12 protein-coding genes and 1 pseudogene are annotated in these 15521 nt (G+C 74.7%); 3 read left to right on the top strand and 10 right to left on the bottom strand.

The genetic code is table 11. From position 1 onward, the window contains the following. Window positions 1-60 precede the first annotated feature (60 nt). Window positions 61-1266: a chaplin gene (locus ACFWI4_RS23190; protein ID WP_387199263.1), complete on the top strand. Its 1206-nt coding sequence runs from the start codon at window positions 61-63 to the stop codon at window positions 1264-1266. A gap of 99 nt (window positions 1267-1365) precedes the next feature. On the opposite strand, the gene ACFWI4_RS23185 is transcribed toward ACFWI4_RS23190, so the two are convergent. Then, window positions 1366-2649: an ATP-grasp domain-containing protein gene (locus ACFWI4_RS23185; RefSeq protein WP_387199260.1), complete on the bottom strand. Its 1284-nt coding sequence runs from the start codon at window positions 2647-2649 to the stop codon at window positions 1366-1368. A 167-nt stretch (window positions 2650-2816) separates the two neighbouring features. Here ACFWI4_RS23185 and ACFWI4_RS23180 point away from each other — a divergent pair. Further along, window positions 2817-4190: pseudogene (locus ACFWI4_RS23180) on the top strand (glycoside hydrolase family 26 protein); the annotation flags it as partial. Between the two features lie 641 nt (window positions 4191-4831). On the opposite strand, the gene ACFWI4_RS23175 reads toward ACFWI4_RS23180, so the two are convergent. The 9 genes from ACFWI4_RS23175 to ACFWI4_RS23135 all read right to left on the bottom strand — a co-directional run bounded on the left by ACFWI4_RS23175 (window position 4832) and on the right by ACFWI4_RS23135 (window position 14857). Further along, the gene (locus ACFWI4_RS23175) at window positions 4832-5938 is read right to left on the bottom strand and encodes a GNAT family N-acetyltransferase (protein WP_387199258.1); all 1107 of its coding nucleotides are present in this window, start codon (window positions 5936-5938) and stop codon (window positions 4832-4834) included. Window positions 5939-5958: 20 nt separating this feature from the next. Further along, complete coding sequence (locus ACFWI4_RS23170) at window positions 5959-6615, bottom strand: lipopolysaccharide biosynthesis protein (protein WP_387199253.1); 657 nt, start codon at window positions 6613-6615, stop codon at window positions 5959-5961. Between the two features lie 16 nt (window positions 6616-6631). Beyond that, window positions 6632-7744, bottom strand: a complete 1113-nt coding sequence (locus ACFWI4_RS23165; protein ID WP_387199250.1) for a glycosyltransferase — start codon at window positions 7742-7744, stop codon at window positions 6632-6634. After that, window positions 7741-8436 (bottom strand): polysaccharide deacetylase family protein, encoded by a 696-nt coding sequence (locus ACFWI4_RS23160; protein ID WP_385406809.1) that lies wholly within the window; start codon window positions 8434-8436, stop codon window positions 7741-7743. The genes ACFWI4_RS23165 and ACFWI4_RS23160 overlap by 4 nt, the downstream gene beginning before the upstream one ends. 52 nt (window positions 8437-8488) lie before the next feature. After that, complete coding sequence (murJ, locus tag ACFWI4_RS23155; RefSeq protein ID WP_387199323.1) at window positions 8489-10285, bottom strand: murein biosynthesis integral membrane protein MurJ; 1797 nt, start codon at window positions 10283-10285, stop codon at window positions 8489-8491. A gap of 80 nt (window positions 10286-10365) precedes the next feature. Continuing rightward, the gene (locus tag ACFWI4_RS23150; protein ID WP_387199247.1) at window positions 10366-11784 is read right to left on the bottom strand and encodes an O-antigen ligase family protein; all 1419 of its coding nucleotides are present in this window, start codon (window positions 11782-11784) and stop codon (window positions 10366-10368) included. Window positions 11785-11788: 4 nt separating this feature from the next. Further along, on the bottom strand, window positions 11789-13225 hold the full coding sequence (locus ACFWI4_RS23145) for an exopolysaccharide biosynthesis polyprenyl glycosylphosphotransferase (RefSeq protein WP_387199244.1): 1437 nt from the start codon (window positions 13223-13225) through the stop codon (window positions 11789-11791). Continuing rightward, entirely contained in the window at window positions 13222-14445 is a 1224-nt protein-coding gene (locus ACFWI4_RS23140; RefSeq protein ID WP_387199241.1) for a glycosyltransferase family 4 protein, read from the bottom strand. Before ACFWI4_RS23140 ends, ACFWI4_RS23145 begins: the two co-directional genes overlap by 4 nt. Window positions 14446-14485: 40 nt before the next feature. After that, a complete protein-coding gene (locus ACFWI4_RS23135) occupies window positions 14486-14857 on the bottom strand; it encodes a hypothetical protein (RefSeq protein ID WP_387199238.1) in 372 nt (123 codons plus the stop codon). Between the two features lie 316 nt (window positions 14858-15173). On the opposite strand from ACFWI4_RS23135, the gene chpG reads away from it, so the two are divergent. Then, window positions 15174-15413, top strand: a complete 240-nt coding sequence (chpG, locus tag ACFWI4_RS23130; protein WP_387199235.1) for a chaplin ChpG — start codon at window positions 15174-15176, stop codon at window positions 15411-15413. Window positions 15414-15521 lie beyond the last annotated feature (108 nt).

Below are 15521 nucleotides of genomic sequence, written 5' to 3'. Positions count from 1 at the left end.
GACCGCCTCGCGGACCCCAAGGCCGGCTTCCTCACTTCTCCCAGCAGGAAGACAACAAGAGTGCGACAGAACCTGAGTAGGGGAGTGGTCCTGGCCGCGGCTGCGACAGGCATCATGTCCCTGTACGCCAGTCCGGCCTTCGCGGACTCCACCTCGGCCGCGACCGCTTCGGACTCACCCGGCGTGGCGTCGGGAAACAACGTCCAGGTTCCGGTGAACGTGCCGCTGAACGTCTGCGGCAACACGGTCGACGTCGTCGCCGCCCTCAACCCGGCCTTCGGCAACTCCTGTGCCAACGGCCCGGTTTCGCAGGGCAGGCACGCGGCGCCGCACCACCCCGTCCAGCACGACACCGGCTCCGCGCACCACCCGGGACGCGGCGCCGGCCACGGTGGCACCGACCACGGTCGCGGCCACGGCGGCCACCCCGGCGAGCACGGCGGCCACCCCGGCGCCCAGCACGCAGGTCACCCGGGTCACTCCGGCGGGTACGGCGACGAGCACACCGGTTACGGCTCCCACCCGACCGGTGGCCACGGCCCCCAGCACGGCCCCCAGCACGGTGCCCCGAGCGGTTACGGCGGTGAGCACGGTGCTCCGGGCGGCTACGGCGGTGAGCACGGTGGCCCGGGCGGCTACGGCGGTGAGCACGGTGCTCCGAGTGGTTACGGCGGTGAGCACGGCGGCTACGGCGACTCGGACCACGGTCACTCCGGCTACGGCGACTCCGGCTACGGCGACTCCCGGCACGGGCACCCCGGCCGGACGAGCCAGGAGCACGGGGGCGGCGCCCACCACGGCGGCTGGAGCGGCGCCACGTCCCACGGCGCGACGCACGGTTCGCCCGGTGTCCTCTCGGGCGACCAGGCCGGGGCTCCGATCGACATCCCCGTCGAGCTCTGCGGCAACTCCGCGGACGTGGTGGGTCTGCTGAACCCCGTGTTCGGCAACGGATGCGCCCACCACCACGCGCCCGACGGCCACGTGAGGACCCCGCACCACTGCACTCCGCCGGCGACCCCTCCGCACACGCCCCCGCGGACGGTTCCGCAGCCGCCGAAGACGCGCACGCCGCACACGCCCGTCGTGCACACCCCGCCCGTCAGGGTCCACGAGCAGCCCCCCGCGCCGCCCACGGCGCACACCCCGCCCACGCTCGCCGAGACCGGCAGCGAGGGAATGCTCGTCGACGCCGCGATCAGTGCCGCCCTCATGGCGGGCGGCGCCCTGCTGTACCGGCGGAGCCGGGCCGCGTCCCGTCCATGACACCCCGCTCCGGGTGCCGCGCGCGACCCCGCGCCCGGCACCCGGAGCCGGCCGGCACCCCTGCGCCCGGCACGTACCCCGAGCCGGTCGCCGCTCGGGTCAGGGCCCGGATCCCCGTCCGGCGCCGAGCCACCGGGCCGGTCCCTGCCGAGGGGCCCCTCCGGGCGCGGTGGTCCGGCCGCCGCCCTGACCCGTCCGCAGCCACCGTGCCCGTCCGGCGCGCCGTGCCGGCCACAGGAACACATGACGGGCCCACAGAGCCCACAACGCCCGTCCCGGCGCGCGGTCGTCCGGCGCGTGCCAGGCCGGTTCGCGTTCCGGGCCGCTCCGGCGCAGGGCGTGGAGCGGCGCGTAGTTCTCCGCCACGAACACCCGGTCCGGTACGGGCGCCGGGGCGGGCAGCGGACGGTTCGTCAGGTCCAGATGCAGGGCCCGTACGACGTCCAGGCCCCCCGCGTCCTCGAAGAGCCGGAACTGGGCGCCCGGGCGGGGGTTGAAGTCGAGCAGGTGGTAGCGGCCCGTCGTGTCGTCCCGGCGGAAGTCGAGGTCGAAGATGCCGCGGTAGCCGAGGCTCCGGGTGAGCTGTCCGACCAGGGCCTCCAGCCGGGGGTTGGGCGTCCAGCGGCCCACCGTCGTGAAGCCCGCCCCGCGCGGCCAGGCGCCCTGCTTGCGGCCCGCGCCGCCCCCGTGCGTCACGCCCGCCCCGTCGACGTAACCGTGGACGAACCAGTCACGGTCGGGCCCCGGCGGCAGATACGCCTGGAGGAGCAGCGGGCTGCCCGCCTCCGAGGTGCGCAGATACAGGGCCTCGGCCTCCCGCGCGGAGCGGACCAGCACCGTGCCGCGCAGGCCCCGCCCGCCCGGGATCAGCCAGGGCCGGCTCCACTTGGCGACCAGCGGCAGCCCCAGTTGCCAGGCCGCGGCGGCCGCCTGCGCGGGGCTCTGCGGCACCAGGGTCACGGGGTGGGGAATCCCCACGCGCTCGCAGACCGCGGCCAGTTCGGCCTTGTCGGCGACGCGTTCCGCGAGCCCGCGGGGCTGACGCGGCAGCAGGAACCCGGCGCCCAGCTCCTCGCCCCGCGCGTTCACCGCGAGGGCGCTCACGTCATCCAGGGGGACCAGTACGGCGGGCCGGGAAAGCCGGGCGGCCACTTGGCGCAACACCACGGCGATCTCCGCGACCGACGAACCGGGTGGTGGCGGAGGGTGCGTCTGGCTGACAAAGCGGGAGCCGCGGACGGGACTTCCCGCGCAGTCGGCGACCAGGTGCACCTCCGCACCGGCTCTGCCGAGTGAACGCACGGCTCCCAGCGTTCCGTGGTGAAAGGGGTTCCGGTCGACGCGCAGCAGCACGGCGGGGACCCGGTCGTCGAGTCGGAGCACGGACTCTCCTTCGGAGGCGGGGCGGGCTCCGTGACCGGCCGGGTCACCCCTGGGAGTGATCATCGGAACGGGAGGGCGGAACCCTGGTTGGCTGGATCGGAATTCATATGACTGAGTGTCAGTAATCGGAGGGTGAATCCGAGGACCAAGCAGGGAGAGGAGCAGGCATGGCCCCACAGCAGCAGCGGCCCCGGAGCGGACGGCTCGCGTTCATCGCGGCCGGCATCGTCACGTCGGTCGCCCTCGCGTCCGGCCCGGTATATGCCGTGGGCGCCGGGTCGGCGGGGGCGGGCGATCTGCCGGCTCCGGCGCCCCCGGGAGCGAAACCGCCCGTGAACTCCTCCGCCCCCGTGAGGGCCCAGAGCAGGGGTACGAGACCGGCCGCCGTGCCGGGCGCGGGACACACCGGCGCGCAGACCCCGGCCGCCGCCGCGTCCGCGAGCCCCGCCGCCGCGGCCACGAACCCGGCCGCCGTGTCCGCGAGACCCGTCGCGGGCGGCGCGCAGCCCTCCGCGGGCACCGTGAAACCCGTACGGCCCGGCGGACAGGCCCGCCCGGAGCGGCCGGCCTTCGGCGCCTACCTCGACTACGGACCCGAGGGCGTTGCCCGTATCGAGAGGCTCAGCCAGTGGCTGGGCGGTACCGAGGTGCGGGTCGGGCACACGTATCTGCCCGGCGACCGCTGGAGCAACATCGAGGGCGCTCCCGGGTTCCTGGACGCCTGGGCGGACTGGAGGCGTCGGCAGGCCGACCGGATGCTCGTCCTCAACGTCCCGATGATGGAGCGCAACGAGGACGGCTTCTCCGACGGGCAGGTCCGCCAGCTGCTGCGCGAGGCCGGGACCGGGGCGTTCGACCACCACTTCCGGGCGCTCGCCGAGCGGCTCGTCGAGCTGAAGGTGCCCGACACCGTCATCGTGCTCGGCTGGGAGATGAACGGCATCACGTACACCCATCGGTGCGGTCCCGACCCGGAGGCCTGGAAGGCGTACTGGAACAGGATCGTCACCACCATGCGGTCGGTGCCGGGCCAGCGGTTCCGGTTCGACTTCGCCCCGAGCCGCGGCCGGGACGCCGTCCCCTGGACCGAGTGCTACCCGGGGGACGACACGGTCGACATCATCGGCATGGACGCGTACGACCAGCCGTCGGGACTCTCGTTCGAGGAGCAGGTGAAGGAGCCGTACGGGCTCCAGGAGCAGGTGGACTTCGCGAAGGCCCACGGCAAGTCGATCTCCTATCCGGAGTGGGGCCTCTACCGCAACGGCGACAACGCGACGTACATGAAGGACATGCTCGCGTGGCTCGACGAGCACAAGCCGCTGTACAACACGCTCACCGACTACTGCCCGCACGGCGTGTGGCAGTGCCCGGACAACCCGCTGGCGGCCAAGGCCTACCGGGCCGCGCTGTCCCATCTCACCGATCCGCTCCCCACAGCTCCGGCGGCGACTCCGACGCCGACACCCACGCCGACCCCGACGTCCGAGCCGGCGTCGACACCGACACCCACTCCCACTCCCGAGGCCCCGACACCGCCGCCGGTGTCCGAACCGGCCTCGAAGCCGGAGCCGGTTCCGACCTCGGAGCAGACCCCGGACAAGACCCCGGCGAAGACCCCGGTGTCCGAGCCGGTGTCCACGCCGACGCCGACACCCAAGCCCGTTCCCAAGCCGACCCCGAAGCCGGTCCCGAAGCCGGTCGAGACCCCGGTGCCGAAGCCGGTTCCGACCCCGGAGAAGACTCCGGACAAGACCCCGGCGAAGACCCCGGTGTCCGAGCCGGTGTCCACGCCGACGCCGACACCCAAGCCCGTTCCGAAGCCGGTCCCGAAGCCGGTTCCGAAACCGACCCCCAAGCCGGTCCCGAAGCCGGTCGAGACCCCGGCACCCGCGCCGGTGCCCGCGCCGGTTCCGACTCCGGCCAAGACCCCGGTGCCGAAGCCGGCCTCCACACCGGTCCCGAAGCCGGCTCCGAAGCCGAGTCCCACCCCTGTCCCGGCGGCCGAGCCCGCCCCGCACGCGACCCCGGATCCGGCCGCCTGTTCCGCGCTGGAGCTCGGTGACTGGGTGGAGCACTGGCTCGGCGGGAAGGTGTGCGTGCGTCTCGACTGGACGTCGCACGACTGGTGGCCCGGCGACTGGTGGTCGGGAGGCTGGTGACCCGGGTGGCGGCGGGCCGGTCAGGGCCTGCCGCCACCGCGTTCCTTCCAGCTCCGCAGCAGCTCCTTGCCCCGCCGGCGCGCGGCGACGTCGCACACGACCGCCGTCATCAGCGCCGCCGTACGCCGGCGGGCGAGCAGCAGCCGCCGGTTGACGACCGGGTCGGGGCGCCAGTGGTGCTTGTACGGTTCGTCGCCGCGCAGCAGGCTCAGCGTCCCGCGGCCGCCGCCCTCGGTGTGCCGGGAGCAGGCGTCGAGCAGTATCACCGCCACGTCCGCCTTGCGTTCGCGCAGCTCCGGGTGGGCTCCGTACAGATAGCCGCCCGCCAGACGCCGCGACAGCAGGGTGAGGTCCACGGCCATCACGGCGCCGTCGAGCCGGAACTCGGTGACCACCGCGTCCCCGGAGCGCACCATCGGGCCCACCGAGCGGACCAGATGTTCCGAGAACCGCTCGTGCAGGTGCTCGGACGTGACCTTGCGGCCCTCCCACTGGAGCCGGTGCAGTTCGAGCAGCCGGCCGAGGGCGGCGTCGACCTCGTCGTGGCCCACCACCCGCGGCTCGACCCCGAGCGCGGTGAGTTTGCGCAGCTTGGCCCGTACGCGCTGGGCCTTCGAGGAGGGCAGACGGGCGAGCAGCTCCTCCATCGAGGCAGCCGGCAGCTCCAGGCACAGCGAGTCCCCGACCTGGCGGCGCGGCCCGCGCCAGTGCTCGTAGACCCGTTCGACCGCGCCGCCGGGGCGGACCTCGCGGAAGTCGATCAGCGCGGTGCGGGCGGCGGCGGACAGTCCCTCGGCGAGCAGGGCGGCCGCGCGGTCGGCGTGCTCGTCGTCGAGGAGCACGTCCGCGTAGTCGGAGATCGGTCCGCCGAGCGGCACGAGCGTCGGCAGCCGGTGGCGGGCGCGCATCAGCGGCGCGACCGCGAGCAGTTCACCGCCCTCGCGCACGACCACCAGACGCAGCCGCCCGGGGGTCCCGTACGACAGCCACCAGGAGTGGAGCCAGGCGTGGCTCTGGAAGGCGGTGGCGGCGCCGCACCGGCGGTACAGGCGCCCCCAGGGAGCCGCCAGCTCGGCGAACTCCCGCTCGTCGGTGACGAGTTCGGCTCGTGCGGTGTCGGTCCTCACACCGGCCTGGAGCGTCCCGCTCACAGCTGGCCGTGCACATCGGCGGCCGTGGCCGGGCTCGGCACCGAGGCCTGGCGGGCCGGGTCGGCGTACCGCCGGGGGCGGACCAGCAGCACGAGGGCGCCGAGCAGTCCGCCCGCGCTCGCGCCGACCAGGCCCGTCACCGTCGGGGACGGCGAGGACGCCGAGGACGGCTTGACCGCGCGGGAGAACGACAGCAGTTCGACGTGGGTGCTCTGCTTGCTCTCGTTGGCGTGCTGAGTGAGGGAGCGGGTGACCGCGTTGGCCATGTCGGCGGCCAGGTCGGGCCGTGCGGAGGTGGCGGAGACGGCGACCATCGGAGCGTCCGGGGAGGTCGCGGTCCGTACGCTCGACTCCAGTGTCTTGACCGGCACCCCGGCCCACACCTGCGCGTCCCCGAGCACCGCGAGCTGGGTGGCGACCCGCCCGTAGGCCTGGGCGAAGCCGAGCGCGGCCGACGGGTCGCCCTTGTCCGTGGGTACGGCGATGACATAGCTGGTGGCCGTGTAGGCCGGGGGCTTCACCACGCCGTACGCGCCGCCGAGCACGCCGCCGAGGACGGCCGTGGCGGCGAGCAGCGCCCACGGCGGCAGGGCCCTCGCCCGGGAAAGGGCCGAACCCGAGGGGCGGTGGCCCCTGGTGAGGTTTTCGGACATGTGGAACTCACTCCAGTCAGGTGCGCGAGACAGCGGCCGCGTACACGTCCATCAGCTGTGCGGCGCTGCGGGTGATGCAGTAGTGGTGGGCCGCCTCGGGGGCCGCGCGGGGGGCGGGGCCCTTCGCGCGGACGTCGGTCAGCGCGCGGACGAAGGAGTCCGTGCCGCCCGCGACCCGGGTGGCGCCGGCGGCCGCGCCGGGCGGCAGGTCCTCGACGGCCGGGCAGGAGACGTACAGCACCGGCAGTCCGGCGGCCAGCGCCTCCACGACGGCCAGCCCGAACGCCTCCTCGGGGCTGGGCGAGGCGAGGACGTCCATGGCTCCTATCAGTGAGGGCAGATCGTTGCCGGGCGAGCCGAACGGGGGGCGCTCGCCGGTGAACAGCACCCGGTCCCTGACTCCGGCGTCGTGCGCCGCGCGCCGCAGCGCGGTCTCCTCCATGCCGCCGCCGACCAGCAGCAGCCGGCAGTCGCCCGGCAGGTGGGCCAGGGCGCGGATCAGGACGTCGAACCGCTTGCCCGGCGCGAGCCGGCCGACGCCGCCCACGACGTAGGCGTCCTCGGGGAGCCCGAGCCTGCGGCGGGTGCGTTCGCGCAGGTCCGGATCGAAGCGGAAACGGGCGAGGTCCACGCCGTTGGGCACGACCTCGATGCGCGGTCCGGGCACGCCCCAGCGGCGCAGGCGTTCGGCGACCGTGGGCGAGACGGCGACGGTGGACCGGCCGAGCCGCTCGCCGGCCAGGTACAGGGCGCGTACGCCGGGACCGAGCGGGCGGCCCTCCATCTGCGAGTCGCCGAGCGAGTGCTCGGTGGCCACGACGGCCCGCACCCCGGCGAGCCGGGCGGCGAGCCTTCCGTAGAGGCAGGCCCGGTAGAGGTGCGTGTGCACGAGGTCGTAGCGGCCGGCGCGGATCACCCTCACCAGGCGGGGGAGCGCGGTGAGGTCGCGGTTGCCGGACATGCCGAGGTGGATCACGCGCACCCCGTCGGCGGCGAGCCCGTGGGCGACCGGGCCCGGGTCGGTCAGCGTCACGACGTCGCAGGAGAGGGGCAGATGCCGCAGCAGCAGCCGCAGTTGCTGCTCGGCGCCGCCGACGCCGAGGCCGGTGATGATGTGCAGCGCCTTCACCGGCCCGCCTCCACCGGGCGCCGGCGCAGACGGTGCAGCCTGTGCTTGAGGAACAGGCGTACGGCGGTGTCGTTCTCGCCGATGTGCACGCGGGGGAGGGCGTACGGGCCGGTCAGCGGGCCGGGGTCGATCGCGCAGCCGTAGCGGTATCCGGCGTCGCGGACGGCTTCGACGACCCGGCGGTCGACGGTCCCGTACGGATAGCAGAAGCCGTGGACGGGAGCACCGATCAACTCCGAGAGCAGCGCTCTGCTCTCCGCGACCTCGGCGTGCAGCACCGCGTCGTCGGCCTTCGTGAGGTCGACATGGGTCAGTCCGTGCGAGCCGACCTCCATGCCCGCGGAGGCGGCGGCGAGCCGGATGCCCTGCTTGCCGAGCAGCGGCTTGCGCGGGCCCAGCGGATCCCAGGCGTTGTCGCCGCCGAGCCGGCCGGGCAGGACGAAGAGGGTGGCGCCGAATCCATGGCGGCCGAGCAGCGGGAGCGCGGTCTCGACGAAGTCCGCGTAGCCGTCGTCGAACGTCAGGGCCACCAGATCCTGCCCCAGGCCGCGCGCGCGGGCCGCGAGCAGGTCGGAGACGCACACCCCGCGCAGGCCGCGACGGCGCAGCCAGGCCAGCTGCCGGCCGAGGCGGTCGGGGGAGACCGTGACGCGGTACGGGTCGTCGGAGCAGTCCCCGACGGAGTGGTACATCGCCACCCAGGGCGGCGCGTCGAGGGAGCTCGTACCGGTACGTCTGCTGCTGTCAGCGGAAACGGGCATGCGAAACCCTTCGTGTGACGGAACGGAGTGCGGAGGCGAACCCCTCGACCCGGAAGGCCCAGGCCAGCAGGGCGAAGACGACGGTCACGACCGTGCCGCCGACGACGAGTCCGAGCAGCGGGGAGTCCACGCCGCTCGCGCACAGACCGCCGGTCACCGCCGCGGTCAGGGCGGCCCGCAGCGGTTTGCCGATCTCGGCCACCACCTTGCGGGTGCGGATCGGCACGCTGCGCGGACCCATGCCGTACAGCAGGAGCCCGGCGGTGAGGGTGATGCCGGCCGCGTTGGCCGCGGCGATCCCGCAGACCCCCCAGGGGCCGACGGCCAGGGCCCCGGCCACGCAGGTCGCGACGATCCCGGCGGTCATCGCGAACAGCGGGTACCAGGTCGGCCGCGACGAGGAGAAGTACGAGCGCACGAGCGCCCCGACCAGGGTGTGACCCAGCAGCCCGAGGGCGTACACCCGCATGACCGCCGCCGTCGCCGCCGTGTCCTGGGCGGTGAACGCGCCCCGCTGGAAAAGCAGTTGGACGATCTGCGGGGCGCAGGCCACGACCGCGGCGGTGCCGAGGAGCACCGTGCAGGCGACCAGGGACAGATCGCGCTCCACCCGGTCCCTGGCCCGCTCGGTGTCGCCCTCGGCGATGGCCTGGGCGACCACCGGGAAGGTCACAGTGCAGAGCATCAGCGAGAGCACCATCGGCATCTGGGCCACTTTCTGGGCGTAGTTCAGATGCGAGATGGCCCCGGCCGGCAGCGAGGAGGCCAGGAAGCGTTCGACGAGGACCTGGGACTGCCGGCACAGCGCGAACAGCAGGACCGTGCCGATGAGCGTCAGGTCCATCGGGCGGGCCGGCTCGGCGTCCAGGCCCCCGCTCGCCGGCTCCCCGCGCCGCAGCTGCCGCCACAGCGACGGCGCCTGCGCCACCACCATGAGGGCGCCGCCGACCGCGACACCGAGCGCGGCCGACCGTACGCCCCAGCGCGTGCCGAGGAAGAACATCACCGTGATGATCCCGGCGTTGTACGCCATGTAGATCGCCGCCGGTGCGACGAAGCGCCGGTGCGCGCGCAGGGCCGCGCTGGCGTACCCGGCGAGCCCGAAGGAGAACACGCAGGTCGCGGTGAGCCGGGTGCAGTCCACCGCGAGCCGGGGATCGGGCAGACCGGGGGCGAGCGCCTCGACCAGGTACGGCGCTCCCGCGATCAGCAGCGCGCCGACGGCCGCGAAGGCGAGCGCCAGCCGGGGCAGGGTGGCGGCGACCAGCGCGCGTACGGGATCGCCCGCGGCCCCTTTCGCACGCCGGGTCACGGCCACGCTGAACGCCGGGATCAGCACGAAGGCCAGCCCGTCCTCGATCAGCAGCGTCGCCGCGAACTCCGGCACCGTCCAGGCGACGAGGAACGCGTCCGTGTCCGACCCGGCGCCGAACAGATGCGCCAGCGCCTGGTCCCGGCCGAGGCCCAGCAGGGCACCGGCGATCGAGAGGGCGACGGTGACGAGCGCCGCCTTGGCAAGAAACCGATCGGACCCGGCCTCGGTCCGTCCCCCACCTTTCCGGGACGCGGGGGGCGGTGCGGGGGAGGGGGACGGGGAGGAGGCGAAGGGGCGGGCCCGTCCCAGGGTTCCGGGCGCGGGCGCGGGTGCGGGCGTGGTCCCGGTCCTGGGTTCGGCCTCGGTCAGGGTCCCGGCCTCGGGCGCGGCCCCGGTCAGTGTCCCGGTCCCGGGCGAGGGCGAGGGCGTGGTCCCGGTCCCGGGCGTGGGTGTGGTCCCGGTCATCGTCACGGGCGCGGCCGTGGGCCCCGGTTCGGAGTCCGGGGCCGTCTCCCGGTTTTCGCCCGCCCTGGGCGTCGTCGCCGTCATCGGGTCGTGGCCTCTTCCCGTACGGCGGGGGCCGGTGCCGGTGTCCCGGGGGCGGGGGCCGAGGACGGGTCCATCAGCGCCCACCAGCCGATGACGCCGAAGACGACGGCCGTCAGGACCGTGGAGGGGCCGCCGATGTCCGCGTACACGAAGTCGACCAGCTGCCACACCAGCAGCCCGCACGCCACGAGTGCGCAGTCCGTGCCGTCCGGGGCGGCACCCCCGGCGAGAGCGGGTCCGGGGGCCGCCGTCGCCCGTGGGGTCCGGCGGACACGGACGAGGCCGCGCAGCGCGCACACCAGCAGCGCCAGCCAACTGCCCGCCAGGGCGAGCAGACCGATCAGGCCCTGCTCGCTGAGCACCAGGAGGTACATGTTGTGCGGGGAGAGCAGCGCCTGCTTGTGATAGGCGGCGCCCGCGCCCGCGATGTCGCTGCCCGAGGAGAGCGCGAGCGAGGCGTGACCGTCCCGGTAGTCGGGGAAACCCTTCAGCCCGACGCCCGTCAGCGGGTGCTCGCGCCACATGTCAGCGGCCGCCGCCCACATCGTGTACCGGTCGGTGACCGACTGGTCCGGCGCGTCGGTGACCTGCGTGATGCTGGCGATCCGCTCCTGGAGCATCGCGCTGCCGAAGCCGAGACCGCCCACCAGGATCATCCCGGCCGCGGCCAGCGCCGCGATCACCTTCACCGCCCGCCGCAGCCCCGCCAGCAGCAGCTGCGCCCCGCAGGCCACGGCCGTGGCGATCCACGCGCCGCGGCTGAACGAGACGGCCAGCGGCGGCAGCAGGACCAGCGCGCACAGCACGGCGGCCGAGCGCTGCCGCGCCCCGGCCGTACCCAGCGCCAGCGCCACCGCGCACACCAGCCCGAACGCGACCACCGTCGCCATGCCCATCACGTCGGTCGGCCCGAACGTGCCGACCGCCCGGACGTCCTCGCCCTGGTAGGAGGCGCCGGTCCCGGTGACGTACTGCCGGACCCCGACCGCCCCCTGCCACAGCGCCAGCGCGACGAACGCCCAGGCCAGCAGCCGCAGGTCGCGCCGGTCGCGTACGAGCAGCAGCACCGCGGCCGGTACGAGCACGAAGATCTGGAGATACCGGGTGAGGCCGGTGATCCCGGCCCCCGGGTCGGTCGCCCCGGCCGCCGCGACCGAGATGCCGACCACGGGGAGCCCGAGGACCAGGGCCGCGGTCGCGGACAGCGGGCGACGGCGGGTCCGCAGCAGACGGACCGCGCAGCAGAGCACCACGAGACCCGACATGGCGTCCGCGATGTTCGCGCCGCCCTCGCCGCTCGGCGCGATCGGCAGGGCAAGCAGCGCGATCACCGCGACGACGGGCAGCACCGGCAGCGCGCGCCGCACGGCCGCGGTCAGGCTGTCCAGCGGAGTGACGGGCAGGACCTGGCTCACCGGCTCAGCTCCCCGTCGGGCGCACCAGCGCCGCGGCCGTGCGCAGCAGGATGCAGATGTCCTGCCACATCGACCAGTTGTCGATGTACGCGTTGTCGAACCGGCACCGGTCCTCGATCGAGGTGTCGCCGCGCAGCCCGTGCACCTGGGCGAGTCCGGTGATGCCGGTCTGCATCCGGTGCCGGGCCGCGTAGCCGGGGTAGGTCTGGCTGAACTTGGCGACGAAGTAAGGCCGTTCGGGGCGCGGTCCGACCAGACTCATGTCCCCCCACAGGACGTTGAGGAGCTGGAGCAGCTCGTCGAGGGACGTGCGCCTGAGGAAGCGGCAGAAGCGGCTCATCTCCTGCTCGCCCGCCACGCTCCAGCGGGTCGCCGCCTCGTGCGCGTCGACCGGGCGGTGGGTGCGGAACTTCAGCAGCGTGAACGGCCGTCCGTCCTTGCCGATGCGCTCCTGCCGGAACACCACCCCGGGCCCGTCGGTCAGCCGCAGGACGGCCGCGAACACCAGCAGCAGCGGACCGGACAGCAGCAGCAGCGTTCCGGAGACGGCGACATCGAGGAGCCGCTTCCCGAAGCCGGCGCGCCGCCCGCCGATCGCCAGCGGCCTGCAGGCGAAGCCGGCCAGCGTGTGCCGGCCCTGGCCGTCGTACGACGGGCAGTCCGGGTCGACCTCCCACAGCTCGCAGCCCGCCAGGGCCAGCGCCCGCAGCATCGGCCCGCGCCGGCTCGGCGGCTCCACCACCAGCACGGCCCGCACACCGTTCTGGATGAGCGCCCGCTGCACCTCCTCGCCGGTGGTGAGCACGGGCAGTACGTCGAGTCCTGTCGGCCGGTCGGAGACGACACCGACCGGGCGTACGCCGCAGCCCGGATGGCGCAGGAACGCCGCGGCCACCCGCTGGGCCGTCCCGGCGGGACCGACCACCAGCGCGGCACCGGGGTGGTGCGCCAGGGCGCGGCGGCGCCGCCAGTGCACCGCGCCGCGGCCCGCGCAGCTGGTCAGCGACTGGACGGCGCACCCCAGGGCCAGTGCCCGGGCCGACAGCGCCTCGTCCGGGGCGAGCGCGGCGCAGGCGGCGGCCAGCGCGCACCAGGTGACCGCGATCCGCGCGCAGACGGCGGGCAGTTCGTCGAGCAGGGCGGGCAGCGGGACCGGCCGGTACAGCGCGGCCCGCGTGTTCAGGGAGATCACTCCGAGCAGCAGGGCGGCGACGAACAGCGGGTGCCGCTCGATGCCGGCGAGCGTCTGTCCTGCCGCCAGTGCCGCGACGGCGTCCACGGCGGCCAGCGGCAGCCAGGAGACCCGCCGGGCGGGGTTCCGCTGTCCGGCGGGGAATCTGAAACCGCCGTCGGTCTCGCGCGAAGGCATGACCGAGACGGACGAGGATCCGTACTCCCGGGGCTGGCCGCCCGGGGAGGGAACGGTGCTTTCCGCAGTCACGAGTGGATGGACTCCCTGCACTCGGTGTGGTCCGCGCACATGACGCTCCCGGGGTGCGCGCAGGGCGCACTCCCGGTGTGCCGCGCCGGTCGGCCGGACAGCAGGTCGCGGTACACCCCCGCGACCGCGTCGGCCGTCAGGCGCACGTCGTGCGTGGTCAGTACGTGGCGGCGCCCCTGGTGGCCGAGCGACTCGCGCAGCAGGGGATCGGCGAGCAGCGCGCCGATCGCCGCGGCCAGCGGCGCCGGTTCGGGCGAGGCGACCAGGCAGCGGGTGTCGTGGCCGGGCGGCAGGCTCTCGCGGGCGCCGTCGACGTCCGTCATGACGACCGGGCGCCCGCAGGCCATGGCCTCCAGCGGGGCCAGCGCCATGCCTTCCCAGCGGGACGGCAGCACGACCAGATCGGCGGCCTGGTACCAGGGGACCGCGTCGGCGGCGGCCCCGGCGAACAGCACGCCACGGGGCGCCCCGGCGCGCAGCCGCGCGGCGTCCGGCCCGTCCCCGACGAGCACGAGCCGCGCCGAGGGCACCCGCCGCAGCACCGACGGCCACGCGTCGAGCAGGATGTCCTGCCCCTTCTGCCGGCACAGCCGCCCCACGCACACCACCAGCGGAGCCGCCGCGCCGATCCCCGCGAGCAGCGGCAGTCCGGCCCGTACGGTGTCCACGGCCGCGGGGTGGAAACGCTCGGGGTCGACGCCGTTGGGGATCACCTTCCAGGGGGCGCGCACTCCGGCTCGTACGCCGGTGGCGCGCTCCGCCTCGCTGACGCACACCACCCGGGCCGCCCAGCGCGCGCCCCAGCGCTCCCAGCGCAGCGCGAGCGCGGCGGCGGCACCGTCGACGGCCTCGAACGACCAGGCGTGCGGCTGGAACACCGTCGGCACCCGTCCCCGCAGGGCCAGCCGGGCGGCGAGCCCCGCCTTCGCGCTGTGCGCGTGCACCACGTCGGGCCGCACCCGTGCCAGCACCCGGCCGAGCCGCCGGACCTCCTGGGCCAGTTGCGGTCCCGGCGCCCGCGTCGCGTGCCAGGGGCGTACGTCCGCGCCGAGCGCCCGGACCTCCCGGGCGAAGGCGTTGCCGTCCGGGCAGGCGACGGTCACCCGGGTTCCGGCGGCGAGCTGCGCCCCGACGAGGTCGGCGACCACACGGGCGACACCGCCGTCGACCGGCTGCGTGACATGAAGGACCCGCGGCGGAGGGTCTGTTGGCAGATGCATGCGCGGTTCCTCGCTGACGGGCGGCGCGCCGGTGCGCGCGTCACTGCTTCGCGTCGACGGCGGCGAACAGTGCTTCGAGCCAGGCCGCGTCCCGCTGCGAAACGATCCGGACGGCCAACTGGTCACCCCCGCCGGGCGTGATCACCCGCTCCGCACCGGGGCCGGGCGTCCCGAAGCCGTCCGGGACGGGCAGGAGTCGCTCCCGTTCACGCGGCGCCGCCGCCCGCTCCGGCGCGGAGGCGTCGTCCGGGCCGCCAACTCCGTGATCGGCCGCCGGAGTTCCGGCCCGCTCGGCGGCGGATGCCGCCCTGGGGGCGCAGGTCGACGCGGGGGCACCCGGTGTCCGGAGGGCGGCGAGGGCGGAACGGTCCACCGGCGCACGGCGCAGCGGCGGGGTCGGGGAAGTACGCATGACCGGCGGTGCCCTTTCGGGGAAAAGGTTCTGGACCAGCGGACGGACGGAAAAATCCGAGAATCAGACACGTACGCGTCGGCTCCCCGCGAGCCCCCGGCGCTCCTCGACGCCCGCTGCCGGACGCCCTCGGAGGCCCGACTCTAGCCGTTGTCCCCCTTTGTCATCGAAAGCTGTGAAGTGTGTCGGAATCGTCAACCACGGCCGTCCGAGACATCACTCCTTCGGAGGCACAACCCACGTGAGCGCCGCGCGTTGAACCCGGAGCCGGGCATCCCGCCCGGATGTTGTGTCGATTTCCAAGGAGCACTTCTCCATGTCGCGTATCGCGAAGGGCCTTGCCCTGACCTCCGTTGCCGCCGCCGCCGTCGCCGGCACCGCCGGCATCGCCGCTGCCGACAGCGGCGCGCACGGCGCGGCCGCCCACTCCCCGGGCGTCCTGTCGGGCAACGTCCTTCAGGTTCCCGTTCACATCCCGGTCAACGTCTGCGGCAACACCGTGAACGTCATCGGCCTGCTGAACCCCGCGTTCGGGAACACCTGCGCCAACGGCTGACGCCGTCGCGGACTCTTCCGGCCGGCCGCCCTCCCCACAAGGGGGGCGGGCGGGGCCCGGGGGGGAAGGGGGATGTGGGTAACAGGGGGGTGTGGAAAAGCAGGGTGG

This window comes from Streptomyces sp. NPDC127038, from assembly GCF_042725875.1.
Lineage (GTDB): Bacteria > Actinomycetota > Actinomycetes > Streptomycetales > Streptomycetaceae > Streptomyces.
The sequence above is the reverse complement of the archived record's forward strand: the minus strand, read 5'-3'. Positions and strand labels throughout refer to the sequence as shown.

What these genes read in the sequence shown, in the direction of transcription:
- ACFWI4_RS23140 (WP_387199241.1), bottom strand. Translation starts at nt 14,445, where the DNA reads ATGCATCTGCCAACAGACCCTCCGCCGCGGGTCCTTCATGTCACGCAG.
- ACFWI4_RS23135 (WP_387199238.1), bottom strand. Translation starts at nt 14,857, where the DNA reads ATGCGTACTTCCCCGACCCCGCCGCTGCGCCGTGCGCCGGTGGACCGT.
- murJ (WP_387199323.1), bottom strand. Translation starts at nt 10,285, where the DNA reads ATGACCGGGACCACACCCACGCCCGGGACCGGGACCACGCCCTCGCCC.
- ACFWI4_RS23160 (WP_385406809.1), bottom strand. Translation starts at nt 8,436, where the DNA reads ATGTACCACTCCGTCGGGGACTGCTCCGACGACCCGTACCGCGTCACG.
- chpG (WP_387199235.1), top strand. Translation starts at nt 15,174, where the DNA reads ATGTCGCGTATCGCGAAGGGCCTTGCCCTGACCTCCGTTGCCGCCGCC.
- ACFWI4_RS23170 (WP_387199253.1), bottom strand. Translation starts at nt 6,615, where the DNA reads ATGTCCGAAAACCTCACCAGGGGCCACCGCCCCTCGGGTTCGGCCCTT.